The 25,882-nt window shown below is 58.9% G+C and carries 29 protein-coding genes and 2 pseudogenes; 16 read left to right on the forward strand and 15 right to left on the reverse strand.

Annotated elements, in window-relative coordinates:
* Position 1: 1 nt before the first annotated feature.
* From AC2FI8_RS05815 to AC2FI8_RS05875, 13 genes are all read left to right on the forward strand, one after another.
* Positions 2–1,180, forward strand: coding sequence for a phage major capsid protein (locus AC2FI8_RS05815; RefSeq protein ID WP_496777758.1), 1,179 nt, complete (start codon positions 2–4; stop codon positions 1,178–1,180).
* Between the two features lie 170 nt (positions 1,181–1,350).
* Positions 1,351–1,950: a head-tail connector protein gene (locus AC2FI8_RS05820; protein WP_496777760.1), complete on the forward strand. Its 600-nt coding sequence runs from the start codon at positions 1,351–1,353 to the stop codon at positions 1,948–1,950.
* Positions 1,947–2,285: a phage head closure protein gene (locus AC2FI8_RS05825; protein WP_496777762.1), complete on the forward strand. Its 339-nt coding sequence runs from the start codon at positions 1,947–1,949 to the stop codon at positions 2,283–2,285. The genes AC2FI8_RS05820 and AC2FI8_RS05825 overlap by 4 nt, the downstream gene beginning before the upstream one ends.
* A complete protein-coding gene (locus AC2FI8_RS05830) occupies positions 2,282–2,695 on the forward strand; it encodes a DUF3168 domain-containing protein (RefSeq protein ID WP_496777764.1) in 414 nt (137 codons plus the stop codon). The genes AC2FI8_RS05825 and AC2FI8_RS05830 overlap by 4 nt, the downstream gene beginning before the upstream one ends.
* A gap of 20 nt (positions 2,696–2,715) precedes the next feature.
* Positions 2,716–3,129, forward strand: coding sequence for a phage major tail protein, TP901-1 family (locus AC2FI8_RS05835; protein ID WP_282169350.1), 414 nt, complete (start codon positions 2,716–2,718; stop codon positions 3,127–3,129).
* A 4-nt stretch (positions 3,130–3,133) separates the two neighbouring features.
* Positions 3,134–3,454: a gene transfer agent family protein gene (locus AC2FI8_RS05840; protein ID WP_496777766.1), complete on the forward strand. Its 321-nt coding sequence runs from the start codon at positions 3,134–3,136 to the stop codon at positions 3,452–3,454.
* Positions 3,451–3,660, forward strand: a complete 210-nt coding sequence (locus AC2FI8_RS05845) for a rcc01693 family protein (protein ID WP_496777768.1) — start codon at positions 3,451–3,453, stop codon at positions 3,658–3,660. Before AC2FI8_RS05840 ends, AC2FI8_RS05845 begins: the two co-directional genes overlap by 4 nt.
* Positions 3,647–4,309, forward strand: a complete 663-nt coding sequence (locus AC2FI8_RS05850; RefSeq protein ID WP_496722543.1) for an RcGTA-type gene transfer agent tail tape measure protein — start codon at positions 3,647–3,649, stop codon at positions 4,307–4,309. The genes AC2FI8_RS05845 and AC2FI8_RS05850 overlap by 14 nt, the downstream gene beginning before the upstream one ends.
* Before the next feature lie 16 nt (positions 4,310–4,325).
* Positions 4,326–4,958, forward strand: a complete 633-nt coding sequence (locus AC2FI8_RS05855; RefSeq protein ID WP_496766981.1) for a phage distal tail protein, Rcc01695 family — start codon at positions 4,326–4,328, stop codon at positions 4,956–4,958.
* Positions 4,958–5,845 carry a phage/gene transfer agent baseplate hub protein gene (locus AC2FI8_RS05860; RefSeq protein WP_496777770.1) on the forward strand — a complete coding sequence of 296 codons (888 nt, stop codon included), beginning with the start codon at positions 4,958–4,960 and terminating at the stop codon, positions 5,843–5,845. Before AC2FI8_RS05855 ends, AC2FI8_RS05860 begins: the two co-directional genes overlap by 1 nt.
* Positions 5,842–6,288, forward strand: coding sequence for an NlpC/P60 family protein (locus tag AC2FI8_RS05865; RefSeq protein ID WP_496777773.1), 447 nt, complete (start codon positions 5,842–5,844; stop codon positions 6,286–6,288). The genes AC2FI8_RS05860 and AC2FI8_RS05865 overlap by 4 nt, the downstream gene beginning before the upstream one ends.
* Positions 6,289–10,257 carry a baseplate multidomain protein megatron gene (locus AC2FI8_RS05870; protein ID WP_496777775.1) on the forward strand — a complete coding sequence of 1,323 codons (3,969 nt, stop codon included), beginning with the start codon at positions 6,289–6,291 and terminating at the stop codon, positions 10,255–10,257. It begins immediately after the preceding gene.
* A 7-nt stretch (positions 10,258–10,264) separates the two neighbouring features.
* On the forward strand, positions 10,265–10,561 hold the full coding sequence (locus tag AC2FI8_RS05875) for a DUF7742 family protein (protein WP_496777777.1): 297 nt from the start codon (positions 10,265–10,267) through the stop codon (positions 10,559–10,561).
* Here AC2FI8_RS05875 and AC2FI8_RS05880 read toward each other — a convergent pair.
* Positions 10,542–10,880, reverse strand: a complete 339-nt coding sequence (locus AC2FI8_RS05880) for a TraR/DksA family transcriptional regulator (protein WP_496777781.1) — start codon at positions 10,878–10,880, stop codon at positions 10,542–10,544. The genes AC2FI8_RS05875 and AC2FI8_RS05880 overlap by 20 nt on opposite strands.
* A gap of 84 nt (positions 10,881–10,964) precedes the next feature.
* On the opposite strand from AC2FI8_RS05880, the gene cysE reads away from it, so the two are divergent.
* Complete coding sequence (gene cysE, locus AC2FI8_RS05885; RefSeq protein ID WP_058277511.1) at positions 10,965–11,774, forward strand: serine O-acetyltransferase; 810 nt, start codon at positions 10,965–10,967, stop codon at positions 11,772–11,774.
* A 6-nt stretch (positions 11,775–11,780) separates the two neighbouring features.
* Here cysE and AC2FI8_RS05890 read toward each other — a convergent pair whose 3' ends face one another.
* The 7 genes from AC2FI8_RS05890 to AC2FI8_RS05920 form a co-directional block, all read right to left on the reverse strand.
* Positions 11,781–12,017 carry a hypothetical protein gene (locus tag AC2FI8_RS05890; RefSeq protein WP_496777783.1) on the reverse strand — a complete coding sequence of 79 codons (237 nt, stop codon included), beginning with the start codon at positions 12,015–12,017 and terminating at the stop codon, positions 11,781–11,783.
* A gap of 148 nt (positions 12,018–12,165) precedes the next feature.
* Entirely contained in the window at positions 12,166–13,464 is a 1,299-nt protein-coding gene (locus AC2FI8_RS05895; protein WP_496777785.1) for a pyruvate dehydrogenase complex dihydrolipoamide acetyltransferase, read from the reverse strand.
* A gap of 14 nt (positions 13,465–13,478) precedes the next feature.
* Complete coding sequence (locus AC2FI8_RS05900; protein ID WP_496777787.1) at positions 13,479–14,852, reverse strand: pyruvate dehydrogenase complex E1 component subunit beta; 1,374 nt, start codon at positions 14,850–14,852, stop codon at positions 13,479–13,481.
* Positions 14,853–14,867: 15 nt separating this feature from the next.
* Complete coding sequence (gene pdhA / locus AC2FI8_RS05905; RefSeq protein WP_058273998.1) at positions 14,868–15,857, reverse strand: pyruvate dehydrogenase (acetyl-transferring) E1 component subunit alpha; 990 nt, start codon at positions 15,855–15,857, stop codon at positions 14,868–14,870.
* Positions 15,858–16,020: 163 nt separating this feature from the next.
* On the reverse strand, positions 16,021–16,320 hold the full coding sequence (locus tag AC2FI8_RS05910) for an FtsB family cell division protein (protein ID WP_496766990.1): 300 nt from the start codon (positions 16,318–16,320) through the stop codon (positions 16,021–16,023).
* A 164-nt stretch (positions 16,321–16,484) separates the two neighbouring features.
* A complete protein-coding gene (locus AC2FI8_RS05915; protein WP_496766991.1) occupies positions 16,485–16,829 on the reverse strand; it encodes a lysozyme inhibitor LprI family protein in 345 nt (114 codons plus the stop codon).
* A 61-nt stretch (positions 16,830–16,890) separates the two neighbouring features.
* Positions 16,891–18,081, reverse strand: coding sequence for a phosphoglycerate kinase (locus AC2FI8_RS05920; protein WP_496766992.1), 1,191 nt, complete (start codon positions 18,079–18,081; stop codon positions 16,891–16,893).
* Positions 18,082–18,217: 136 nt separating this feature from the next.
* On the opposite strand from AC2FI8_RS05920, the gene AC2FI8_RS05925 reads away from it, so the two are divergent.
* Together AC2FI8_RS05925 and AC2FI8_RS05930 are read left to right on the forward strand one after the other, a co-directional pair.
* On the forward strand, positions 18,218–18,724 hold the full coding sequence (locus AC2FI8_RS05925; protein ID WP_108860369.1) for a peptidylprolyl isomerase: 507 nt from the start codon (positions 18,218–18,220) through the stop codon (positions 18,722–18,724).
* Positions 18,717–19,265, forward strand: a complete 549-nt coding sequence (locus AC2FI8_RS05930) for a peptidylprolyl isomerase (protein WP_109311395.1) — start codon at positions 18,717–18,719, stop codon at positions 19,263–19,265. Before AC2FI8_RS05925 ends, AC2FI8_RS05930 begins: the two co-directional genes overlap by 8 nt.
* A gap of 39 nt (positions 19,266–19,304) precedes the next feature.
* On the opposite strand, the gene AC2FI8_RS05935 is transcribed toward AC2FI8_RS05930, so the two are convergent.
* From AC2FI8_RS05935 to AC2FI8_RS05965, 7 genes and pseudogenes are all read right to left on the reverse strand, one after another.
* Positions 19,305–20,147 carry an alpha/beta fold hydrolase gene (locus AC2FI8_RS05935; protein WP_496777789.1) on the reverse strand — a complete coding sequence of 281 codons (843 nt, stop codon included), beginning with the start codon at positions 20,145–20,147 and terminating at the stop codon, positions 19,305–19,307.
* 85 nt (positions 20,148–20,232) lie between these two features.
* On the reverse strand, positions 20,233–20,922 hold the full coding sequence (aqpZ, locus tag AC2FI8_RS05940; protein ID WP_113789480.1) for an aquaporin Z: 690 nt from the start codon (positions 20,920–20,922) through the stop codon (positions 20,233–20,235).
* A 123-nt stretch (positions 20,923–21,045) separates the two neighbouring features.
* Entirely contained in the window at positions 21,046–21,855 is an 810-nt protein-coding gene (locus AC2FI8_RS05945; protein ID WP_496777791.1) for a M90 family metallopeptidase, read from the reverse strand.
* Positions 21,856–21,971: 116 nt separating this feature from the next.
* A complete protein-coding gene (locus AC2FI8_RS05950; RefSeq protein ID WP_496723381.1) occupies positions 21,972–22,472 on the reverse strand; it encodes a bactofilin family protein in 501 nt (166 codons plus the stop codon).
* Positions 22,462–23,787, reverse strand: a complete 1,326-nt coding sequence (locus tag AC2FI8_RS05955) for a DUF5930 domain-containing protein (protein ID WP_496723379.1) — start codon at positions 23,785–23,787, stop codon at positions 22,462–22,464. Before AC2FI8_RS05955 ends, AC2FI8_RS05950 begins: the two co-directional genes overlap by 11 nt.
* 179 nt (positions 23,788–23,966) lie before the next feature.
* Positions 23,967–24,149, reverse strand: a pseudogene (locus tag AC2FI8_RS05960) (DUF455 family protein); the annotation flags it as partial.
* 543 nt (positions 24,150–24,692) lie between these two features.
* Positions 24,693–25,882, reverse strand: a pseudogene (locus tag AC2FI8_RS05965) (DEAD/DEAH box helicase family protein); the annotation flags it as partial.

A 25,882-nucleotide genomic window follows, 5' to 3' on the forward strand; every position in this document is an offset into this window, starting at 1 on the left:
GATGAGCAAGACCGAGACCCCGGCCTTGACCGGAGAGAGTGTGCCCCTGGTTCAGGAGGTGAAGCAGGCGATGACTGGTTTCGTGAACGAATTCAAGGGCCTGAAGGCTGAAGTTAAAACCAAAATGCAACAGACAGAAGAGCGACTGACCATGCTGGATCGTAAATCAATCATCGCGGCGCGCCCGCATCTTGCGGCATCAATCGAAGACGGCGCGCCGCATCAGAAGGCTTTCGACGCCTATGTGCGATGCGGTGACGATGACGGCCTGCGTGGCCTTGATATGGAAGCCAAATCGCTGTCCAGCGCCGTTAACAGCGATGGCGGCTATCTGGTCGATCCGCAAACCGCCGAGATGATCAAGTCGGTGCTGAAATCCACGGCCTCGATCCGTTCGATCGCTTCTGTGGTGAATGTCGAGGCAAACTCGTTCGACGTGTTGATCGACCACACCGACGTGGGCGCGGGCTGGGCGGATGAAAGTTCAGCGGCCACCGAGACAGCGACCCCGTCGATCGATCGAATCTCGATTGCCCTGCACGAGCTGAGCGCGCTGCCCAAGGCGTCCCAGCGCCTGTTGGATGACAGTGCATTCGATGTCGAGGGATGGCTGGCCGGTCGTATTGCCGATAAGTTTGCCCGTGCTGAAGCGGCGGCGTTTATCTCGGGCGATGGTGCGGACAAGCCAAATGGCATTCTGAACCATGCCAAGGTCGACAATGATGTTTGGACCTGGGGCAATCTGGGCTATGTCCCGACCGGCATTGACGGTGGTGTCGATGCGGACGCGATTGTCGATGTGGTTTATGCGCTGGGCGCGCAATACCGCGTCAATGGCACCTTCGTAATGAATTCGAAAACTGCTGGTGTGATCCGCAAGCTAAAGGACAGCGATGGCCGCTTCCTGTGGTCGGACGGTCTGGCTGCGGGTGAGCCTGCGCGCCTGATGGGCTATCCGGTTCTGATTGCCGAGGACATGCCGGATGCGGGCACCGACAGTTTCTCGATTGCCTTTGGTGACTTCCAGGCCGGCTACACTATTGCCGAGCGCCCTGATCTGCGCGTCTTGCGTGATCCGTTCAGCGCCAAGCCGCACGTTCTGTTCTATGCGACCAAGCGTGTCGGCGGCGACGTGAGCGACTTTGCCGCGATCAAGCTGGTGAAATTCGGCACCGCCTAAGCGGTGACGGATCCGGGGGGTCATTGGCCCCTCGGGCGCGGGCGCGGGCCGGGGTGAGATCCCCTGCGTTGTCTAGCTGCTCCCCTCCGTCCGAGCAACGTGGGGCGGTGCGTGCCCGTCATTTTCTTGAGTGAGGCCCCCGGAGGGGTCCGAGATTGCGGAGTGAATGGATGATGTTGATCGAAGAAACCGCCATCGCGGATGCGGCGCTGCCGGTGGATCAGTTTAAAGCGCATCTGCGGCTGGGCACAGGCTTTGCCGAAGGCAGCGTTCAGGACGATGTGCTGAAAGGCTTTCTGCGCGCAGCCGTTGCGGCGATCGAAGCGCGCACAGGCAAGGTTCTGATCGAGCGCGATTTTTCCTGGAGCCTGACCGTCTGGCGAGACCAGTCGGGTGAAGTGTTGCCGGTGGCTCCGGTCACCGAGGTCAAGAGTGTGACGCTGGCAGATGCAGACGATGCAGAGACGGTTGTCACCTCGGATAGATACCGGTTGGAAAAAGACGCGCAGCGTCCCCGGCTACGCTCCGTTGGGGCACTGATGCCGAAGATGACAAAGGGTGGTTCTGTCAGGATCGTCTTTGGCGCTGGGATGGCAATGGATTGGGGCGGGTTGCCCGCCGATCTGGGGCAGGCGGTGCTGTTGTTGGCCGCGCATTACTACGAATACCGCGATGAGACAGCGCTGGGTGCCGGGTGCATGCCGTTTGGTGTCACCAGCCTGATCCAGCGCTATCGCACAGTTCGGTTTGGTGCAGGGGTCGTGCAATGAAAGCGCCGCGGTTGAATAGAAAGCTGGAGTTGGAAGCGCCGGTGCGCGTGGCCAATGGATCAGGCGGATACACCGAAACCTGGGTGCCGCTGGGCGCGGTATGGGCCGAGGTGACCGCGCGCAGCGGGTCCGAGCGGCAGGTGGCTGGTGTCCCTATTTCGCGGGTCGGCTATCGCATCGTGGTCCGGGGCGCGCCCACAGGCTCCACCATGCGGCCATCGCCGGATCAGCGCTTTGCGGAGGGCGCACGTCGTTTTGTCATCCGCGCTGTCGCCGAGCGCGACCCACGCGGCCAGTACCTGACCTGTTTCGCGGATGAGGAGGTAGCAGCATGAGCTATGGCGTTTCAGCCGCCCTGCAGGCGGCGGTGTTCACGCAGATTTCAGAGGACGCGCAGGTTAACGATTTGTCGGGTGGCGCAATTTATGACGCGGTGCCGGCCGGAGCAGTACCACAGACTTATGTGACGCTGGGACCGGAAGAGGTTCGTGATGTCTCTGACCGATCGGGTGGAGGTGCGGTTCATCGGTTCACGGTTTCGGTCGTGTCCGAAGCCGCAGGGTTCGGGGCCGCCAAGACCCTGGCAGGAGCTGTGTGTGACGCGCTGGAGGGTGCCATGCCCAACCTTGATCGCGGGCGGCTGGTGGGCCTTTGGTTCGAGCGCGCATCAGCCCGGCGCACCGGGACCGGTGGAGCGATCCGCCAGATCGACCTGAAATTCCGCGCCCGCGTGGAAGACGACTAACCAATCAACGGAGAGAGCATATGGGTGCCCAGAACGGCAAAGACCTGTTGGTCAAAGTGGATATGAACGGTAGCGGTCTGTTCGAAACTATCGCGGGATTGCGCGCCACGCGCGTCAGCTTCAACGCGGAAAGTGTGGATGTCACCAGCTTGGAAAGTCAGGGTGGCTGGCGCGAACTTCTATCGGGTGCCGGGGTCAAATCAGCGTCGATATCCGGCTCGGGGGTGTTCAAGGACGCCGGGACTGATGAACGCGCGCGGCAATTGTTCTTTGACGGCGAAACACCGGATTTTCAGGTCATCATCCCCGATTTCGGCATTGTCGCCGGGCCGTTTCAGGTCACAAGTGTCGAATATGCGGGCTCGCACAACGGCGAGGCGACCTATGAGATGAGTTTAGCCAGCGCGGGCGCGCTGAGCTTTACGGCGCTGTAAGCCGATGGCCAATCCGTGGACAGGCGAGGTGGCTTTGACCATCGATGGAGAGCGGCGGGTGCTCAAGCTGACGCTGGGTGCTTTAGCGGAATTGGAACAAGAGCTGGGTGCCGGTTCACTGGTGGAACTCGTGCAACGGTTCGAAGGCGGAGCCTATTCCAGTGGTGACGTATTGGCCCTAATCGTGGCTGGGTTGCGCGGCGGTGGCGGCGACGTCAAGCGCACCGATCTGCTGAGTGCGGAAATCGAGGGTGGCCCGATGGCAGCTGCGCGTGCGGCAGCCGAGTTGTTGGCCCGGGCCTTCATGGTGCCGGATCAGGCATGAGCGGGTTCAACTGGCCCGCCTTGATGCGGGCCGCGCTTGTTGGCCTGCGTCTGACGCCAGATCAGTTCTGGCGGCTGACCCCAACCGAGCTGCAACTGATGCTGGGGCAGGGTGCTGGGATGCCCGCGATGAACCGGGCTGGCCTGGACGCGTTGCTAGAGGCCTATCCCGACAAAACACAAGGAGAGCGTGATGACGGATCGTGACGGGTTTGACGACTTGCAGGAACGCGGCGATGCGCTGGGAGACTCGCTGGGCGACGCGGCATCTATGGCGGCTGCTTTTGACGGCCAGATGAAACGGATCAGCGCGGCGTTTGAGGAAACCGGCAAGGATGTCGCGACGCTGGAGCGCGGCATGTCCAGCGGGTTGCGCAAAGCCTTCGATGGCGTGGTGCTGGATGGGATGAACCTGTCCGATGCGCTGGACGTTTTGAAGAATTCAATGATCCGCACCGCGTATTCGGCAGCGATTAAGCCCGTGACGGATCATTTTGGTGGGATGCTGGCCGGAACCGTTGGCGGTCTGGTGCAGGGGCTTTTGCCATTTGCCGACGGTGGCAGTTTTTCGCAAGGCCGGGTGATGCCTTTCGCCAATGGCGGCGTTGTCAGCGGCCCAACCACATTTCCCATGCGTGGCGGAACCGGGTTGATGGGGGAAGCCGGACCCGAAGCGATCATGCCTTTGGCGCGCGGGTCAGACGGTAAGCTTGGGGTGCGCACCTCGGGAGGTGGGCGTGCCGTCAATGTCGTGATGAACATCACCACCCCGGACGTTCAGGGGTTCCGTCGCAGTCAAAGCCAGATTGCGGCGCAGATGAGCCGCGCACTGGGGCGCGGCAATCGCAACAGGTAACTTGAGGGAGCAGGCCATGAATTTCCATGAGGTTAGATTTCCCGCCAGCTTGAGCTTTGGTTCGGTTGGCGGCCCCGAGCGGCGCACAGATATCGTGACACTGGCCAACGGGTTTGAAGAACGCAACACGCCCTGGGCCCATTCAAGACGACGCTATGATGCCGGGCTCGGGATGCGCTCGCTTGACGATATCGAAGCGCTGATTTCGTTCTTCGAGGCGCGGCAGGGGCAGATGTTCGGATTTCGGTGGAAGGATTGGTCTGACTTCAAGTCGGGCGCAGCAACGGCTGAGGTAGACAATGCCGATCAGGTCATCGCACGTGGCGACGGCAAGACGACCGAGTTCCAGTTGTTGAAAACCTACAACTCTGGCGGGTTCAAATACGTCCGTCCGATCCTCAAGCCAGTTCTAGGGACCGTCAAACTTGGCCTTGAGCAGGACGAAATGCGCGAAGGCGTGGATTTCGAGGTAGATCTGGCGCGGGGCCAGGTCACGTTTACGAACGCGCCACCGCAAGACGTCGAGATTACGGCAGGGTTCGAATTTGACGTGCCCGTTCGTTTTGACACCGACAAGATCCAGACCAGCGTGGCCAGCTTTCAGGCAGGCGACGTGCCCAACGTTCCGGTGGTCGAGGTGCGGGTCTGATGGGCGGTAATGCACAGGGGTTGCAGGAGCACCTGCAAAGCGGGATGACGACAACCTGTCGATGCTGGGCCATCACGCGCACGGATGGGCAGGTTTACGGCTTTACCGATCATGATATGGAGCTGCGCTTTGACGGGCTGGTCTTCAAGGCGAGCAGTGGTCTGACCGCGGCAGCGATCGAACAGGCGACAGGCCTTTCGATTGACAACTCCGAGGCGATGGGCGCGCTGTCTGATGCGGCAATCAGGGAAGAAGACATCGAAGCCGGGCGGTTTGACGGCGCTCAGGTACGGGCCTGGCTGGCGAACTGGGTGAACCCTGAACAAAGGGTATTACAGTTTCGTGGCTCGATCGGGGAAATGCGGCGCGGTGGCGGGGCGTTTCACGCTGAGTTGCGAGGGTTGACCGATCTGCTGAACCGGCCCTTGGGGCGGATTTACCAAAAGCCATGCACCGCAGTGCTGGGCGACGGCGCTTGCCGATTCAACGTGGCAACGCCCGGTTTTCAGGCAGAAGCGGAGATCGTCAGTCTGTCGTCGGGCAGTTTGCTTCAACTGAAAGGGGCGGACGCGCCGGATATGGCATGGTTCGAACGTGGTCGTTTGGATGTGATTTCCGGCACGGCCTCGGGTCTTTGGGCGTCGGTGAAACAGGATGAGCGTATTCCGGGGGGGCGCAATGTCACCTTATGGACGGGGATCAGTGGCGGGCTGACAGTCGGTGATCGTGTCCGGCTGACCGCCGGGTGCGACAAACGCATGGAGACCTGCCAGAGAAAATTCAACAACCTCATCAATTTTCAAGGTTTTCCGGACTTGCCGGGCGAGGACTGGGTGATGGCTGTTCCCAAGAAAGACAAATCGAACAAAGGGGGCAGCAGACGATGACAATAGACCGGCAGAATATAGTTTTAGAGGCGCGGCGTTGGTTGGGCACGCCGTACGTGCATCAGGCGTCCGTCAGGGGCGCGGGGGCGGATTGTTTGGGATTGCTGCGCGGCATCTGGCGCGCGCTGTACGGAGCTGAGCCGGAGTCCGTGCCGAGCTACAGCATGGACTGGTCAGAGCCGCAGGGGGATGAACGCATGTGGGATGCGGCCCGCCGAAATTTGACATCAAAGCGGCCCTCGGAACTGGCAGTAGGCGACGTATTGCTGTTCCGCATGCGCGATGGCGGCGTCGCCAAACATGTAGGTGTTGTCAGCGAAACCGGCGCGGTCCCTCGATTCATTCACGCATATTCCGGGCACGGAGTTGTAGAAAACGCCCTGAGCGACCCTTGGCGTCGCCGGGTTGTCGCCTGTTTCGCATTCCCGCTGGAGGTCAAGTAAATGGCTACGATTGTACTTTCCGCAGCAGGCGCTGCCCTTGGTGGCTCGATCGGTGGCACTGTCGCGGGTCTTTCCACGGCAATCATTGGCCGGGCTGTCGGCGCGACTTTGGGGCGGGTAATCGACCAGCGGTTGATGAGTCAATCTGTGATGGGTGGCGGCAGCGAGGTTGTCGAAACCGGGCGTCTGGATCGTTTCCGCCTGACCGAAACCGGAGAGGGGGCTTCGGTCACTACCGTGTTCGGCCGTATGCGTGTTGGCGGGCAGATCATCTGGGCATCGGACTTTCTGGAAACCCGCAGCACCAGCACGACAACCCAATCCACGCGGGGTGGAAAAGGGTCTCGTCGGCCAAGCTCGGCCACAACAACCACGACCACGCATACCTACAGCTATTCGATCTCGCTGGCGATTGCCGTGGGCGCTGGGCAGATCTCCGACATCTCACGTATCTGGGCCGATGGTGAAGAGCTTGAGCGCGTCGGGCTGAATATGCGCCTGTACAAGGGCACCGACAATCAATTGCCTGACCCGTTGATCGAGGCGGTCGAGGGCACCGGACAGGTCCCTGCGTACCGGGGCACCGCATATGTGGTGATCGAGGACCTACAGCTTGCTGCATTCGGCAACCGGGTCCCGCAGTTTTCCTTTGAGGTTGTCCGACAGGAACAGCCGGGGCTGCCCGACACACTCGGTGCTGTATCCCAGATCGTGCGCGGCGTGGCGATGATCCCGGGTACGGGTGAATATTCTCTGGCCAGCAGGCAGGTGAATTATTCCAAAGGGCAGGGGCAAAGCTGGGCTGCGAACGTGCATTCGGCTTCGGGCGTTTCCGATCTGGTCACCTCGACCCACGCGCTGAATGCCGAATTGCCTGCCTGCGATGCGGTGTCGCTCGTCGTGTCCTGGTTTGGCGACGATCTGCGGTGCGGTCAGTGCAAGGTGCAGCCAAAGGTCCTGCACAAAGAGTTTGATGGCGAGAACATGCCGTGGAGCGTATCAGGTGTATCCCGAGCGGCTGCACAGGTTGTTCAGTTCGAAAATGATCGACCAGTATATGGGGCGACACCTGCGGATGCGTCCGTGGTCGAGGCGATCCGGCATCTGAACACATCCGGCAAGCGGGTGATGTTCTATCCCTTCATCTTGATGGACCAGTTGCGCGGCAATGGCCTGCCGGATCCGTGGTCTGATGCCACCGATCAACCGCACCTGCCATGGCGAGGGCGGATCACGCTGAGCGAGGCACCAGGCCGCAACGGATCCCCGGACAAGACAGCCGGGGCTGACGCGCAGGTTGCGCAGCTCTTTGGCCAGGCCCGCGCTGGTGACTTTGTCGCCGCCGATGGCACCGTCACCTATACCGGCCCGCAAGAATGGGGTTTGTTCCGCTTCATTTTGCACTATGCGGCGCTCTGCAAGGCAGCTGGCGGTGTGTCGTCGTTCTGCATCGCATCCGAGATGCGCGGCCTGACGCAAATCAGGGGCGCGACCGGGTTTCCTGCGGTGGCGCAGATGCAAATCCTCGCGGCTGAAGTGCGCAAAATCCTCGGGCCAAACACCAAAATCGGCTATGCGGCCGACTGGAGCGAGTATTTCGGTTACAAACCCGTCGATGCTGGCAGCGACCGGTACTTTCATCTGGATCCGCTTTGGGCCGATGACAATATCGACTTCGTTGGTATCGACAACTACATGCCCCTGTCTGACTGGCGGGACGGAGAAGATCACGCCGACGCCAAAGCGGGCGTAGATGCGATCTATGATCTGGACTACCTGCGCGGCAATGTTGAAGGTGGGGAAGGGTACGACTGGTACTACGCCTCGACCGAGGAATCCAAAGCGCAGATCCGGTCTGCAATCGAAGATCAGGCGCATGATGAGGCCTGGATCTGGCGATATAAGGATATACGCAACTGGTGGTCGCAACCGCATCACGAACGGATCGGAGGCGTGCGTCAAGCCAATCGGACCGCATGGGTGCCTCGGTCCAAGCCGATCTGGTTCACGGAACTGGGTTGTGCGGCTATCGACAAAGGCACCAATCAGCCGAACAAGTTTCTGGACCCGAAATCCTCGGAATCCAAGCTGCCGCGCTATTCCAACGGTTTGCGGGATGATTTCATTCAGGTGCAATATCTCAAGGCGATTTTGGGCTATTGGTCCGAGGCAAAAAATAACCCGGTTTCCAATACTTACGGCGGCCGCATGATTGATCTGTCCAACGCTTATGTCTGGGCCTGGGATGCGCGGCCATATCCAACCTTCCCGAACATGCAAAGCCAGTGGAGTGATGGTGAGAATTACGCGCGGGGGCATTGGCTGAACGGGCGGTCGGGGTCGCGCACGCTGGCATCGGTGGTGACCGAGATTTGTCACGGGGCTGGCGTGACCGACATCGACACGTCGCGCCTTTATGGTGTGGTGCGCGGCTATGCCATCGAACAGGTCTCGGACGCGCGATCCGCCTTGCAGCCGTTGATGCTTCGCTATGGTTTCGATGCGATCGAGCGGGATGGCGTATTGCGGTTCCAGATGCGCAATGGGCAACGCGCCATCACGCTGGATCAGGAACATCTGGCGCTCAGCTCTGATATTGAGGCCGGTATCGAACATCGCCGCGAAGCCGAGGCTGAAATGACCGGCCGGGTGCGCTTACGCTTTGTTCAATCGGATGGGGATCATGACATCGTCGCGGAAGAGGCCGTTCTGCCCGACACGCGGACCCATTCGGTATCCGTCAACGAGATGCCGCTGTCCATGACACGTGCCGAAGGTCGCCAGACGGCGGAACGATGGCTAAGCGAGGCGCGGGTGTCCCGCGAAACCGTGCGCTTTGCGCTGCCGCCTTCGTTGGGGCACATCGGCGCGGGGGATGTCGTCAGCCTGGATGAGGGCGGGCAGGGTGCGCGCTTCAGGATCGATCGACTGGAGCAAGCCGAAATGCAATTGGCAAACGCAGTTCGGATCGAACCGGGGATATACGCGCCGTCTGACCTGCCTGATGACCTAATCTCAACCAAGCCCTTTGTCGCCCCGGTTCCGGTCCTGCCGGTGTTCATGGATCTGCCGTTGATTACCGGCTCAGAGGTGCCGCATGCGCCTTACCTGGCTGTGTCCGCCGACCCCTGGCCCGGAAGCGCTGCAGTGTATTCGGCGGTGAATGATGAGGATTATACCTTGCAAGAGGTGATCTCGGCACAGGCCGTCATCGGGTTTACTCAATCGCCTTTGCGGCGCGCCGGCGTAGGGGTTTGGGACGACGGTGCGCCGCTGCGCGTCAGGCTGGTCGATGGCTTGCTGGAATCGCGCCCGCGCGACGCTTTGTTGAATGGTGCCAATCTGGCCGCAATAGGGGACGGGACGCCCGGCAACTGGGAACTGTTCCAGTTCGCCAACGCCGAACTTGTGGGTCAGGGGACCTACGCCCTTTCAGGGCGCCTGCGCGGGCAATTGGGGACGGACAGTGTCATGCCCGACACCTGGCCTGAAGGTTCAATTTTTGTCTTGCTGGATGAAAGAGTTTTCCAAACCGGGTTGCTGCGGTCTGAACGGCGCGTGGCGAAACATTATCGCATTGGGCCGGGAACACGTGCCTACGACGATCCTTCTTTCCTCCACCAGGTTCACGCCTTCGACGGCAACGGACTTCGGCCATATGCTCCGGTGCATGTCAAACTGGCGAAAATCGGAGCGGGTGACGAAATCTCGTGGATTCGTCGAACCCGGCTGGACGGCGATGACTGGGATGGATTTGACGTGCCGCTGGGGGAAGAGACTGAAGCCTATCTGGTGAAAATCAGCATCAGCGGATCAGTAATACGCGAACAGATTACATCAGAGCCGCGCTGGACATACCCATCGGCAATGAAAACTACCGATGGCGCGACCGGCGCTTACGAGGTTGATGTGGCGCAGATCTCTGCCAGCTACGGGCCGGGTCCCGCCGCACGTCTTCTGGTTGAGTAAGACACGTATGCGTCCTGTTTTGCACGGCGATGTAAGTGCCGCGGCGCGGGTATTGCTGAACGCGCCGCCTGCCGACCGGGAACGCCTGTGCACCAGAATGATTAGCGAAGCTGAGCTGGCCGACATTTATGTCGGCCATACAGGTCGGCTACACCCACTGTTTGGAAATGGCTCATTGATGACAGTGGCTAGAACCCGACCATTGGCCGACGAGCCAAGCTTTGACGATTTGCAATATTGCCAGTGTTTTGAGATGGTTCTGCGATGCCTGAGTCAATTCCGCGTTACCCGGATGCGCAGCTGACGCACTTGCTGGCCGCTGGGTCAAGGTTCAGGCGACCCACCGGAATCTCTTCGCCGCAATCCTCGCAACAGCCGAATTCTCCATCTTTGATCCGGGTCAGGGCCACTGACAATCGATGTGTTTCGATATCCCGATTTGCTTGTTGAGCCTTGGCCATGGCCTGATTTTGCAGGGCGTCCATCCGGCTGAGCCGCCCGACAGCTTGCTGGTCCAGTTCAACCACTGCCTGGGCCTCGGTTCCAAGGGCAGAATGCTGAGCCAACTCGTCCAATCGTGTACGGATACGGTCTTTGAAATTCGCCACCTGCGTCTCATTCATTTTCGTTGCCCTGTCGATCACGGGTTTGCGTTTGGCGTTTTTGCCACTAAATGGCATTCTAGGCGCAGCAAAGGATGAAAAGCCATGTTCGAAACGCGCAGCCACGTGACCCCCGTCGACCCTGTTTGGGATCGCATCACCGCCGAAGCTCAGTCTGCAGTTGAGATTGAGCCTTTGATGGGGGGGCTGGTTCACGCCTGTATCTTGCACCACCGCAGCCTGGAACGGGCGCTTTCCTACCGGATTGCGGCCAAGCTGTGCTCGAACGAAATGTCGATGATGGTGCTGCGCGAGATCGTGGACGAAGCCTATGCCGACGACCCCGCACTGCTCGAAGCTGCGCGCGCGGATTTGATGGCTGTCTACGAACGCGACCCGGCCTGCCACCGCCTGTTGCAACCAATCCTTTACTTCAAAGGGTATCAGGCGATGCAAGCCTATCGCGTGGGGCACTGGTTGTGGCGCAAGGGGCGTTACGATCTGGCGTATTTCTTTCAGATGCGCTCGTCCGAGATTTTCGGGATTGATATCCACCCCGCGGCAAAGATCGGGAAAGGTATCATGATCGACCACGCGCATTCGATCGTAATTGGTGAAACGGCGATCGTTGGCGACAACGTCTCGATGTTGCATTCGGTGACCCTTGGCGGGACCGGCAAGGAAGAAGAACAGCGCCACCCCACGATTGGCGATGGCGTGCTGATTGGGGCGGGTGCCAAAGTTCTGGGCAATATCGTAGTTGGCCACTGCAGTCGTATCGCTGCAGGCTCGGTGGTGCTGCAGGAAGTGCCTGCTTGCAAAACCGTGGCCGGAATACCGGCCAAGATCGTCGGAGAGGCCGGGTGCGATCAACCCTCGATCTCGATGGATCACATGCTGGGCAAAGACCAGTAACTCAAGTCAGTTCAAGCGGTCGTTCTTTTTGATCGACCGTTTGCGCCGCTTCTCTTCACGCCGCTTTTTTCGTTCTTCTTTCCTTTTCGCGCGTTCAGCTTCACGTTTGGCCGTTTCGGCTGGATCAGAACTGAAGGCGGAATGTTCACCCGGATAGGTATTGGGCTTCGCCGCCGCAACCGCCGGCATACCAAACACAAAGGCCGCAACCAGCAAGAAGTTTACCGAATAGGTAGAAGTCATAGGGCACCTGTGTCCGTGATTTTCATTCAGACAAGGTGGTTGACGGTAGGCGTCCGCGCAACACGCGTGGTGATCACAAGCTCTCACATGACGGTTGTGATCTGGTTGGGCCGCGCCGGTCTGGTATCGGCGCGACCCTAATTTTTTCTTAGGCCAGCATGACCATCGGGTTTTCCAGATTGTCCACGATCGCTTTGAGCAGTTCAGCCCCCAGGGCACCGTCTATGACCCGGTGATCGACCGACATGGTAACGGACATCACGGTCGCTACGGCCAGCTCTCCGTCATCTCCGACGATCGGTTTTTTGACACCTGTTCCAACCGCGAGGATACCCGCGTGCGGGGGATTCACGATGGCGTCGAAGTTGTCGATACCGAACATGCCAAGGTTCGAGACCGCGAAGGTGCCGCCCTGATATTCATGCGGGGCCAGCTTGCGCTCGCGGGCACGCCCGGCAAGATCCTTCATCTCGGCAGAGAGCGCGGAAAGCGACTTGGTGTCGGCGTCCTGCAAGACCGGAGTGAACAGACCGCCTTCGATGGCAACCGCGACCGCCACATCCGAGGGTTTCAATTGCAGAACCCGGTCACCGGCCCAGACAGCGTTGCAGGCGGGAACCTGTTGCAGCGCGTTGGCGACGGCCTTGATGATGAAGTCGTTGACGCTCAACTTTACGCCACGGCCTTCCAGCTGCTTGTTCAGCTGGCTGCGGAACTTGAGCAACGCGTCCAGCTTGATATCGCGGCGCAGGTAGAAATGCGGGATCGTCTGCTTGGCCTCGGACAGGCGGGCAGCGATGGTCTTGCGCATCCCGTCAAGCTTGATCTCTTCGTAGTCGCGACCTTCGTACATCCGGGCAACAGCATCCGCGGACGGACCGGCCGGAGCTGCGGCGGCTGCCGGTGCAGCAGCGGCGGGTGCGGATGCGGCAGCCGGAGCCGGGGCAGTTGCAGTTGCGCCTTCGACATCTGCTTTTACGATCCGCCCATGTGGGCCAGAACCAGCGATCTGCGCCAGATCCAGACCTTTCTGGGCCGCGATACGGCGGGCCAGCGGAGATGCGAAGATCCGACCGCCATCCGCTTTGGCCGGAGCAGCCGGGGCAGGGGCGGGCGCCTCGGGTGCCGCTGGCGCGGCAGCCTCGTTGCTCGCGGCAGCAGCAGGAGCAGCCGCCGGCGCAGCGGCAATGTCATCCGCGCTTTCGCCGTCTTCCAGCAGCACCGCGATCGCGGTGTTTACTTTGACCCCTTCGGTGCCTTCGGGGATCAGGATCTTGCCGATTGTGCCTTCGTCGACGGCCTCGAATTCCATCGTGGCTTTGTCGGTTTCAATCTCCGCCAGCAGGTCGCCGGACGAGACGGTATCGCCTTCCTTGACCAGCCATTTGGCAAGGGTGCCTTCCTCCATGGTCGGCGACAGGGCGGGCATCAGAATTTCCGTGGGCATCTGTCTGTCGCTCCTTACCGGTAGGTCACTTGTTTGACGGCTGCGATCACTTCTTCGGTTGTGATCAGCGCCAGTTTTTCCAGATTTGCGGCATAAGGCATCGGAACATCCTTGCCGGTGCAGTTGATGACCGGCGCGTCGAGGTAATCGAACGCCTCTTGCATCACCACGGATGAGATGTAGCCGCCGACCGAGCCTTGCGGCCAGCCTTCTTCGACGGTCACCAGACGGTTGGTCTTCATCACCGAGTTGATGATCGCGCCTGTGTCCATTGGCCGGATAGTGCGCAGGTCGATCACCTCGGCACTGATACCGTCCTCGGCCAGCTTGTCGGCGGCCTCAAGCGCATATTGCATGCCGATGCCAAAGCTAACGATGGTCACGTCCGAACCTTCGCGCCAGATACGTGCCTTGCCCAGCGGGACGGTCAGATCATCCACCTGCGGCATGTCAAAAGAACGGCCGTAAAGGATTTCGTTTTCCAAGAACACAACCGGGTTCGGATCGCGGATCGCTGATTTCAACAGTCCTTTGGCGTCAGCCGCCGAATAAGGCATTACCACTTTCAGGCCAGGCACTTGCATATACCACGCAGCGTAATCCTGGCTGTGCTGCGCACCGACGCGAGCAGCGGCACCGTTGGGGCCACGGAATACGATGGGGCAACCCATCTGACCACCGGACATGTACAGCGTCTTGGCCGCCGAGTTGATGATCTGGTCAATCGCCTGCATGGCGAAGTTGAAGGTCATGAACTCGACAATCGGTTTCAGTCCGGCCATGGCGGATCCGACAGCGATGCCGGCAAACCCGTGTTCGGTAATCGGGGTGTCGATCACGCGCTTGCTGCCGAATTCGTCCAGCATGCCCTGGCTGATTTTGTAGGCGCCCTGATACTCGGCGACTTCTTCGCCCATCAGGTAAACGTCTTCGTCATCACGCATTTCTTCGGCCATCGCGTCGCGCAAAGCTTCACGCACGGTCTGCTGGACCATTGGTGCATCCGCCGGCCAGTCCGGGGAAAGATCCACCTTGGGTGCCGCAGGTGCGGTTGCAGCGGGGGCGGGGGCTTCTGCTGCCAGGGGGGCAGCCTCAGCCACCGCCGCGCCTGCGGGCGCAGCCGCTAGGATGGCCGAGGCGTCTTCGCCTTCTTCAACCAGCACTGCGATAGGGGTGTTCACTTTAACCCCCTCGGTGCCTTCGGCGATCAGGATCTTGCCGACGATGCCTTCATCGACGGCTTCGAACTCCATCGTCGCCTTGTCGGTTTCGATCTCGGCCATAATATCGCCGCTGGATACGGTGTCGCCTTCCTTGATCAGCCACTTGGCCAATGTGCCCTCTTCCATTGTGGGCGAAAGGGCGGGCATGAGAATTTCGGTTGCCATGTCTTAATCGTCCTCTCAGGCGTAAATGTCGGTCCAGAGCTCTTCGACGGAAGGCTCGGGGCTTTCTTTCGAGAATTCGGCGGCTTGATTGACGATCTCTTTGATCTCTTTGTCGATCGCCTTCAGATCATCCTCGGTCGCGTGTTTGCCGGTCAGCAGCAGTTCGCGCACATGTTCGATCGGGTCGCTTTGTTCGCGGACTTTCTGAACCTCTTCGCGGGTGCGGTACTTGGCCGGGTCGGACATCGAGTGGCCGCGGTAGCGGTAGGTTTTGATCTCAAGAATATAGGGGCCTTTGCCCGCACGGCAGTGCGCGACAGCCTTTTCCCCAGCGGCTTTGACAGCCAGTACATCCATGCCGTTGACGATCTCACCTGGGATGCCGAACGCTTCGCCGCGGTGGTAGATATCTTTGGTCGAGGTCGAGCGCGCCTGCGCCGTACCCATGGCGTATTGGTTGTTCTCGATCACGAACACCACCGGCAGATCCCAAAGGGCGGCCATGTTGAAGGTCTCATAGACCTGGCCCTGGTTCGCAGCGCCGTCACCGAAATAGGTGAAGGTCACGCGACCATTGCCCTTGTACTTGTCCGCAAAGGCCAGTCCCGCACCCAGCGGAACCTGTGCGCCAACGATGCCGTGACCACCATAGAAATGCTTCTCTTTCGAGAACATGTGCATCGAGCCGCCCTTACCTTTGGACAGACCACCGATGCGCCCGGTCAGCTCGGCCATCACGCCGCCTGGATCCATGCCGCAGGCCAACATATGGCCGTGGTCGCGGTATGAGGTAATACGCTTGTCACCTTCTTCGGTCGCAGCCTCAAGGCCGACAACAACGGCCTCTTGGCCGATGTAGAGGTGGCAGAAACCGCCAATCAGACCCATGCCATAGAGCTGACCGGCCTTTTCCTCGAATCGGCGGATCAGCAGCATTTCACGGTAGTATTCGGTAAGTTCTTCCGCAGAAACATTTGGTTTCTTTGTGGTTTTTCGCGCAGCCATTGTGGCGATCTCCCCCTCTCGGCAAGATAGTTTAGCGTTAAACTATCTCATAAAGCATTTGTTGCTTTCTGGCGAGGGGAAATGTGACGCAGCGTCCGGCAAGGCAGAATTCAGCGCGTGATCATGCGGTTAACCCGTGGGGTGGCATCCATTGGTGGGGGGGTCAGCGAATGACGATCTCATCCGAGCGGATCATGCCCAGCACGGACCGCGCCTGCTGATCCAGAAGATCCAGATCCAGGTAATTGTCTGACAGGCGGCGCGTCAGGTTTTCCATTTCCGTGATTTCGGCGTCAAGTTTGGCCAGGTCGCGCGACAGGGCGTCCCGTTCCGCTGCAATCTCGACCCGTCGGAACAGGCCATAGTCGCCCTGCACGGCGGCGAAGGTGAAATAAACACTCAGCGTGAAAGCCACCATGAAGAATACAACTGAGCCCAAACCGGGCCGATGGGAACGGGACACTCTGTTTACCGCCGTATGAAGTCTGCCTCAAAAACGTGCCCTTTTCGGACATCTGCCTGCACTATGTCACAGGTGATTCGGCTTGTGAATCCCTCGATTCGCAATTTTTGATGATCAGCAGAAAAAATATGTTCGCCTGATGAATTTGGCTGGGAAAAAAGCGGTTATCGCCAGGCTTCCAGCGCCTGGTTGCGTTGCAGGGTTTGTTCTTCCATGCAGGCCCAATAGAACATGGGGGCCGCGCTACCGTCGCTGTCCAGCTCGGGGTCACAGGTCACGTCACGGCGTTTCAGCCAAGCGCGTTGCTCGGTCAGCAGGGCTTGGCCATCACCGCGCGCGTCCGATGCGGGTTTGATCTCTGACCAAAGGCGGTTCAGCTCTTGATCTGCAATTTCCCATTTTTCTTTGGCGCAGAAATTGGCGTCAACCTGTGTTTGGCCATCGCAATGGGATTGCGCATATGTCGTGATGGGCAGCAGAGTGGTGGCAAGGACGGCAATAGCTTTCATGGCACATCTCCCGGTTTGACAGAGAGAGTACCATGAATGCCGATTGCCAGACAGACAGGGGTTACTGATCCAGTGCCGCGACGCCGGGAAGAATTTTGCCTTCCATCCATTCCAGGAACGCGCCACCGGCAGTCGAGATGTAAGAGAAATCCTTTGCGGCACCGGACGCATTCAGCGCAGCGACCGTGTCACCACCGCCTGCGACCGACACAAGCTGTCCGGACCGTGTCAGTTCGGCCGCCTTCAAGGCCGCTGCGTTGGTCGCGGCATCAAAGGGTTCAATCTCGAACGCGCCCAGCGGACCGTTCCAGATGAGCGTTTGGCTCTTCTCAAAAATCGCGGTGATTTCAGCAACAGTCTCGGGACCGGCGTCAAGGATCATGCCGTCTGCAGGGCATTGATCGGCTGGCAGGACCTGATTGGGGGCGTGGGCCTCGAACTTTTCAGCGACGACGACATCGCGAGGTAGGACGATCTGGCAGCCGGTCGTTTCGGCCTTGGCCAGGATCTCGGCCGCCGTGTCTTTCATCGCGGTTTCCGCCAGCGATTTGCCGACATTCACGCCTTGTGCGACAAGGAAGGTGTTCGCCATGCCCCCGCCGATGATCAGGTAATCCACCTTTTCGATCAGGTTGCCCAACAGGTCCAACTTGGTCGAAACCTTGGCACCGCCGACAACCGCAGTAACCGGGCGTTTAGGCGCGCCTAGCGCGGCTTCCAACGCGCTCAGCTCTTGCTGCATCAGGCGGCCCGCGCAGGCGGGCAACAACCGGGCCAGTGCTTCAGTCGAGCTGTGTGCGCGGTGTGCGGCCGAGAAGGCATCATTACAATAGACGTCGCCCATCTTTGCCATGCCGGCCGCCAGTTCCGGGCTGTTTTTGGTTTCCGCCGCGTGAAAGCGCGTGTTTTCCAGCAATAACACTTCGCCAGCGCTGAGGTTTGCTGCCGCTGTTTCCGCCTCGATCCCCACGCAGTCATCGCCAAACCGAACCTTGGTGCCAAAGGCTGCCTCCAATGTCGGAACAAGCTGCTTCAGCGACAGGTTTTGGCGACGTTCGCCGCCCGGACGCCCGAAATGCGCCAGCAGGATGGGCTTGCCGCCAGCGGCCAAGATGTCCTTCACGGTCGGCACGATGCGCTCGATACGGGTGGCGTCGGTCACCACGCCGTCGACTACCGGCACGTTGATATCCACGCGCACCAACACGCGTTTGCCGTTCAGGTCCATGTCGTCCAGTGTTTTCCAGCCCATCGCGCAATCCTCGACAAATATGAAAGTGACTTAGGCGGTTCTTTTCCTGCATTTTGCCGTCAGGTCAATGCGTCACTTGGCATTCCCGCGCCCTGCGCATAGGTATTTGCGCAAGATAAAACGACAGGAGGGCCTAATGGCCGAGATCAAGGATCCCGAAAACACAATCATCGTCGAACTCAAAGGCGGTAATGTCGTCATTGAGCTGTTGCCTGACGTGGCACCGCAGCACAGCGCCCGCATGAAGGAACTGGCGCGCAATGGCGAATATGACAACGTGGCCTTCCACCGTGTGATCGACGGGTTCATGGCGCAAACCGGCGACGTGCAACATGGCGACATGGAAGACGGGTTCAACCTGCGCATGGCGGGCACCGGCGGGTCGTCTCTGCCGAACGTTCCGGCCGAGTTCTCGAAGCTGCCCCATGATCGTGGCACTTTGGGTGCGGCCCGCTCGCAGAACCCGGATTCGGCGAACTCGCAGTTCTTCATCAACTTCGGCGACAATCATTTCCTGAACGGCCAGTACACTGTTTATGGCCGTGTCATCGACGGAATGGAGCATGTGGACGCTATCGTACGAGGCGAGCCACCAGCGAGCCCTGACCGCATGATCAGTGTCAAGGTGGCGGCTGATGTATAAGCTGGCTGCCGCTTTTGCCTTGTTGGCCAGTCCTGCGCTGGCCACGGGTCTTGAGGTCGAGATCGAAGGTGAGGGGGCCAATGGCACTGTCACCATCGACCTGTTCGATGATATTGCTCCGAAACATGTTGAGCAGATCGCTGCTCTGGCCAATGAAGGCAAGTACGATGGCGTGGTGTTTCACCGCGTGATTGACGGCTTCATGGCGCAGACCGGCGACGTGGAACATGGCCGTTTGGGTGGCGACATGCGCCGCGCCGGCACAGGCGGTTCCGACCGTGCAGACCTTCCGGCCGAGTTTTCAGATTTTGAATTCGACCGGGGCGTGGTTGGCATGGCGCGGGCGCAAGACCCCAACAGCGCAAACTCACAGTTCTTTATCATGTTCGAACCGGGCCCGTTCCTGAACGGCCAGTACACGGTTGTTGGTCAGGTGACCGACGGAATGGACGTGGTTGACGCGATCAAACGCGGCGAGGGCCAGAACGGTGCCATTATCGGCCAACCGGACGTGATGAAAAAAGTCACCGTCACCGAATAATCCTTGAACCCGGCGCTGGCACCAGCGCCGGGTTTTTCGTCATTGGTCGATGAAGCCTCTGATCGCTTGCGTGTATGCATCCGGGTCTTGAAACGACGCAAAGTGACTAACGTCTTTCAAAATCAGAAGATCAGAATCAGGGATCGCCTCGGCAATCGCTTGCGAGTGTTCGGTAAGGATGGCCTCGTCATGTTCGCTCTGCACGACCAGAGTGGGCACGGTCACCGATTGCAGCCCCTCAAGCCCGCCGGGCTTTTCCGTGGCCCACATGGCCGCGACACCGCCCAGGAACGCTTCGAACCCGTCCGGGGTGGGGGACATGGCGGCATAGTCCCCGGCCATCATTCCGACGTAAGAACCGAAGACTTCGTTGGTTTCTACTGAAGGATCGATCCCATCCAGCGTGACATTGCCCGCATGGGCGAAATGGCTGGCAAGACGGTCAGGCGCAGTGGTCGAAATCGTGTAGCCAATGTTGGCACCATCCGACCATCCAACCAGATGCACCTGTTCGACATTCAGATGATCCAGCAGCGCCAGATAGTCCTGCGCCAGCAATTCATAGCTGTAGGTGCTGCCATCATTGGTTGACCGGCCATGCCCTCGGGTATCTGCCACAATCACGCTGTGGTCGCTGGCCAGATCAGCCACTTGTGCTGCCCAGATATCGCCATGCGCAAGACCGCCATGGATCAACAGGACGGGTGTGCCCTCTGCCGATCCATAGGTGGCGTAATACATGTCTATGCCATTCACGCTGGCGGTACCACTGGACGCGGCCTCGGGCATGGCGGGCGTTTCGGGGATTGTCAGCCAGGCATCCTGTGCCAGTCCCGCTGTCGCGGTCAACGTTATCGCAGTGACCATCAGTGTTCGAAGCATGTCTACCTCCCTGGTTTCGCGTCGTCTCGTCAGGGATGATAGCTTAGGAAGAGGAAAGCGGGGGAAATAATCCCCCGCTTGGCCTTTAGTCGTCTGTTGTCATCGCCTTCCAGATCAATGCGCCGATTGCGCCACCGATCAGGGGTGCGACCCAAAATAGCCAGAGCTGCCCAAGGGCAGGCGCGTCCGCGAACAAAGCAACCCCTGTGGACCGGGCCGGGTTGACGGATGTGTTGGTCACCGGGATCGAGATCAGGTGGATCAACGTCAATCCAAGCCCGATTGCGATGGGACCGAACCCGGCAGGAGCGCCGCTGGATGTGGCCCCCAGGATGATGATGATGAAGAACGCGGTCATGACGATCTCGATCACCAGAGCGGACATCAGTGAATATCCCTCGGGTGATGCCTCACCGTATCCGTTCGAGGCAAACCCACCTACGCCTTCAAAGCCGGGCGCGCCGCTGACGATCAGATACAGGACGGCAGCCGCAGCAATTGCGCCGATAACCTGAGCGATCCAATAGGGGATAAGGTCCTTCGCCGGAAACCGCCCCCCGATCATCAGCCCAAGGCTGACCGCAGGGTTGAAATGGCCGCCCGAGATATGTCCGACGGCATAGGCCATCGTCAGAACGGTGAGGCCGAAGGCAAAGGAAACGCCCAGCCAACCGATGCCCACATCGGCGACCCCGGCGGCCAGAACGGCGCTGCCGCAACCGCCCAAAACCAACCAGAACGTACCGAAGAACTCGGCCATGAGTTTTGATGACATGAAAAATCCTCCTGAAAACACTAATTTAAGACTAATTCGAAAATGATGTTTTGTGAAATGTTTGGATAAGGGGAAATTTCACTGGCAGTGGTCAGGAGTGAGGCGGCGGGAGCCTGAGCGCGCCTAACCCCAGGTAACCGGGTCCAGTTGGAACAGTTTGGCAAGTTGGTCATAGACCTCAGGGGCCTCAGATTTCAGGTCGCGGGGCTTTTCAAAGAACACCTCGACGGAAACGGCAAAGAATTCTTCATGGCCGGTTGCGCCATAGGCGTCGATTACCGTGCGCCGCCCGCTTTCGACGGCGCGGACAAGGGTGTCATAGGCAGTCAGAAAGACACGCTCCCATTCAGCAAAGCTTTGCCCGTCGCTCAGGATCGGAACGCCGTTGGTGCCACCGGACAGATCGTCTATCTGGTGGGCAAACTCATGCAGTACGACATTCTGCCCGTCATGGTCGTTCAGTGCGCCCAGCTTGCTGTGGGTCCAAGACAGGATAACCGGTCCACGGTCCCAGCTTTCCCCGGTGCGCACGATCTCTTTCTCGCTGACGACGTATCCTTCCTGTCGCCGCTGCCGAGACTTAAAAGCGTTCGGGTAGATCAGGATCGTGGTCAGGTGATCGTACCAGAGGTCGCTGTTTACAATTAGCAGACAGGCCTGCGCGGCGATGGCCAGTTCCATCTCTTCGGTTACGTCCAGCCCGTCGCAACCAAAGAAACGAACCTGATCCAGAAACAGATTCACCTTGCCGTCCAGCTTGACACGCAGGTCTAGGGGCAGGTGGCGGATCAACGGCACTTGCTGCTCGATGAGGATGCGTTGGTGGTCTGTCAGGGGTGTGGACAATAACTGTAGGCGCGCCCGGGACTTGGACCAGTAGCGATACAGTAGGAAACCGGCAATAAGCGCCAAGGCTGTGAAAAAGAACAACATAAAGGTCACTATAAGGACGCGCCGGGCGGTTGGAACCGGAAAACCCAATCGTCCCCGTCAAATGAAAAACGCCGCGGGTTTCCCCGCGGCGTTCGAAACTTGGAAAGTGGTCCGCGTTACTGCTTGACTTCGGCCGCCGGGTTGGCACCCGCCTTGCCGCCGCGGCCCGGGTTCAGGGGGTCGTCCTGACGCTGAACCGAACCTTCGAAATGCGCGCCGCTTTCGATCGCGATGGTCTTGTGGATGATGTCGCCTTCGACACGTGCGGACGAGGTCAGGCGTACCTTCAAACCACGAACACGGCCCACGATGCGGCCGTTGATCACGACGTCATCGGCGGTGACTTCGCCTTTGATGGTGGCAGTCTCACCGATTGTCAGCAGATGCGCACGGATGTCGCCTTCGACAGTGCCTTCGACCTGGATATCGCCCGAGGTCTTCAGGTTGCCCGTGATGTGCAGGTCCGAAGACAGAACCGATGCCGGTGGCTTGGGCTTGGGCGCGGTGCTGGCCTTGTTTTCTGCCGGTGCAGGGGCCGCCGGTGTCGCCGGTGCAGCGGGTTTTGCCGCCTCGGGTGCAGTGGACGAGGGCTCGTTGATTTTGCTCTTAGAAAACATTTCTCGCAGCCTTGATGTAAGTCATTGGGTTAACAGGTTTTCCGTTCACGCGAACTTCATAGTGCAGGTGCGTGCCGGTCGACCGTCCGGTGCTACCCATATCAGCAATATGATCCCCGCGCGAGACCCTTTGACCAACCTTCACGCGTATCTTCGTGTTATGGGCATAAAGTGTCTCAATTCCGAACGCGTGCTTGATTTTTACCAGCCGTCCAAACCCGGACTGCCAGCCGGCATGGGTGACCACACCGTCGGCGGTGGCAAAAATGTCGGTGCCATGGGCACCTGCGAAATCAGCGCCGTTATGCATGCGGCGACCACCTGTCTTGGGGTCTCGACGCGTCCCGTAACCGCTCGTGAATCGCACGACGGAATTGACGGGGCTTGCAAACGGCGCTTTCTCTGCAGCAATTCGGTACAGGTTCAACTGATCCATCTGTTGCAACAGAGTATTTGCGCGGATCTCGTCGGGGGTCAGTTCCTCACCGCGCGTGCTGAAAGAAATAGGGGTTAGGGGGCCGCCCATGCCGCTATAGCCGCGGCGGACTTCTTCGATGATGCGGTCGGTGGGCATGCCGGCCTGGCGGAACATCTTGTCCAGTGGTTCGACCGAGATCACCATTGCCTCTTCCAACTGGCGGAAGATCTCGTCGCTGCGTTCCTGCATCAGCCGGATTTCCAGCTCAAGATCGTCACGCTGTTCCAGCGCGTCCTTGGCATTGGCGGCAATCTGGTCGCGTTCCTCGGCGGTACGGGACAGCGCCTCGGTCATAAAGTTCATCTGTTCAGGGTTGGCAACGGCGGCCATGTACATGTCGCCTTCGCCCGCTTCCTGCTGAAGCGTGACCAGTTCTGTACGTGCTTCTTCGCGCTGTTTCATGGTAGCGCGCAGCGTGGTCTGGATAACCTCGATCCCGGTCTCAAGCTCGCGGCGGCGGTTTTCCGACGCCAGCAGTTCCGACTGCATGGCCGAAATCTGCTCGAGCGCTGCGTTGAACCGGTCCTGAGCCGCCAAAGCCTCCTGCGCTCGGACGTCCCGTTCCGTGGACATGATGTTCAGTCGTTCCTGATAGGTCGCCTGATCACGCTTTGCCTGTTCCCGGAAGTTTCCCGACCCGATGCTGTCCATCAACAGTATCGCAGTCGCGACAGCTGTCCATCCCACGAACAAGGCGACACCAGCAACGGCTATGACCTGCGTTTCCGAGCTTAGCCGAATAAACCGCGTATCATTGTCGGATTTCAGAAAGACACGGCGTTCGGGAAAATGCCGCTCGAACAATGAATGTAATTTGATTGCCAGACGTGTTCTCACGCGTCCTACCTCTCCATCCCCAAAGATCGGGACCGGTCGTGAGTGATAGCCGTCCCTTGGGCGAAGTGCATAGAGCGAGAGGGGGCTTTGGGCAAGTTTGTTAACTTATCGACCTTGCGTTACCGGTTTTTGCCGCCGATTCTAGGCGAGAAATTGCCGATAACGTCAACTTGTGCCCGTTATTGCGTCTGTCCCGGCAATGGCAAATCCTCCGTCAGAGGCCAATAGAAATCCGGCGGCAGCCCGGCCTCGGCCCGTTTTTCTTCGTTAAACGGGGGCTTCAGGACGCCATGGAAATACTGGCGCACCAATTGGTGAAATACATCCTTGGGATCTGCGTTTTCACGCCCACACAGGGAATTGTTATACCAACTAAAATCGTTTTATCATTGTATTCATCAGTGCAATCCCCTTGAAAACAATCAATACATCGAACCGAGATACTTCCACTTCAAAAAGTTCCACGTACATTGTGGAACTTTTTCGCCTCAAAACCCGATCAAAAGTTCCATGTACTTGAGTTCCAATCTTGATCGAAACGAGGACAGAAACGGCGAACGGGAAGAGCATTAGGTTTGGCTTGGGTAATCCTTCTGATTCACTAGGATAGGTTGGAAGGCTCAGGCGGTGACACATTGGTGCAAGCTGGGCCTGCTCGGATCACGCAAAGTTCCGCATGGCCCAAGCGAGTCTTTCTTGGTCAGACCGCAGCAGCTTGCGATCTTCCAAAGCGAGTACATGCCCCTTGCGACACTGGCGAGGTCAAGAGCTACAACGTCCCGAAAGCTCCTGTCTGATTTTGAGAGCAAAGGGATTGAGACCCATGGTGCGCAAATGGAAGGTAAGACGACGCGAGGACACTTGGTAAAACTGAGTGATCTGGCTTCGCTGCTGTCTGAGGCTGCCTAGTGCTCGCCTGCGCCATCCGAAAAGAACACCACTGAAATGCGCTGTCCAATTGCGGGTTCGTGGTCGCGTGAAACATGTTCTGCTTCTTCGATGACCCGGACCATCTTTTCATGGATCTCAGCGGACGCCTGATGATCGCTTTCGAGCTTTTCCAAGATAACCTTAAGCGCGATGTACCCCTTGGGGAGATCCTCATAGGCGAAGCTGTCACGCACTTCGTGTTTTGCTTGTTCCCAGAAGGGATCAAGCTCACGGCTCCATGCCTCGCACACCATTTCCACGGCGGGCAGGGACAGATGGCTAAACAGTTTCTGATCGCTGAGTTCGATGCCACATTTGCGTCCCATGAACTCGGCGCAGGCTTTCATGAGGCTTTCAACGCGCGCCGGGCGTAAGTCCCACTCGGTCAGCTTGCCGATCTGCTCTGAAATCGTCTCTAGCGCTTCAGAGAGATCTTCCAGAGACATGTGGGCGTGCTCCATGCCAAGGCTTCTGGTCCGTTCGTATGCAGTCTCCAGCGATTGGACGCAGGCTAGCTGGTCGCGTTCCAATATAAGGCCTGGCGCAGTATCCTTAAGAAGCAGCAGGCGAGGCGGAAAGAAGCTATTGCTCTTGCTAAGTCCTTTGAGATGTAGCGCCGTGAATTTCTCGCGGGCCGATAGGAGCGCCAACTCTGCACCCCAGGTGCCCTGGATTTTGGCCTTGTCGATGAGTTTGTAGCGGTCTTCGGGGATTGTTTGCTTTGTGCGTTCCAGCACGTCGTGAAAGTTATTGTCGCGAAGCCGCCGTGGGGATCGCAGATATTCAACAACACTATCGAGGATCAGTTCTGCGTCTTCGGTGCTTTCTTCTAAGACCGCGTCGATTAGCGCCTCCCCAGCCAAAGTTTTATAGTTCTCTATGCGCTGGGCGATTTTTTCGTCTGATGCAAACTGGCCTACTGGCACATCAACAAGGTGGTAATTGACGACCCCGAACTCACTATCGATCCTGTCGATCCTCCCCAGACCTTGGATGAGCTCTTTCAGGTTTGAGGTCAGGCCAAGCAACACCAGCGTGTCTGACGACTGAAGGTTGATACCTTCAGCCATCTTGTAAGTCAGAAAAACCTGTCTGACGTCAGCGCCCATGGGACAGTTTAGGTCGATTTGATAAGAGAGGGTTTCTGGCTCATCGTAACTGCCAA

The organism is Ruegeria sp. CDSB029 (assembly GCF_059611125.1).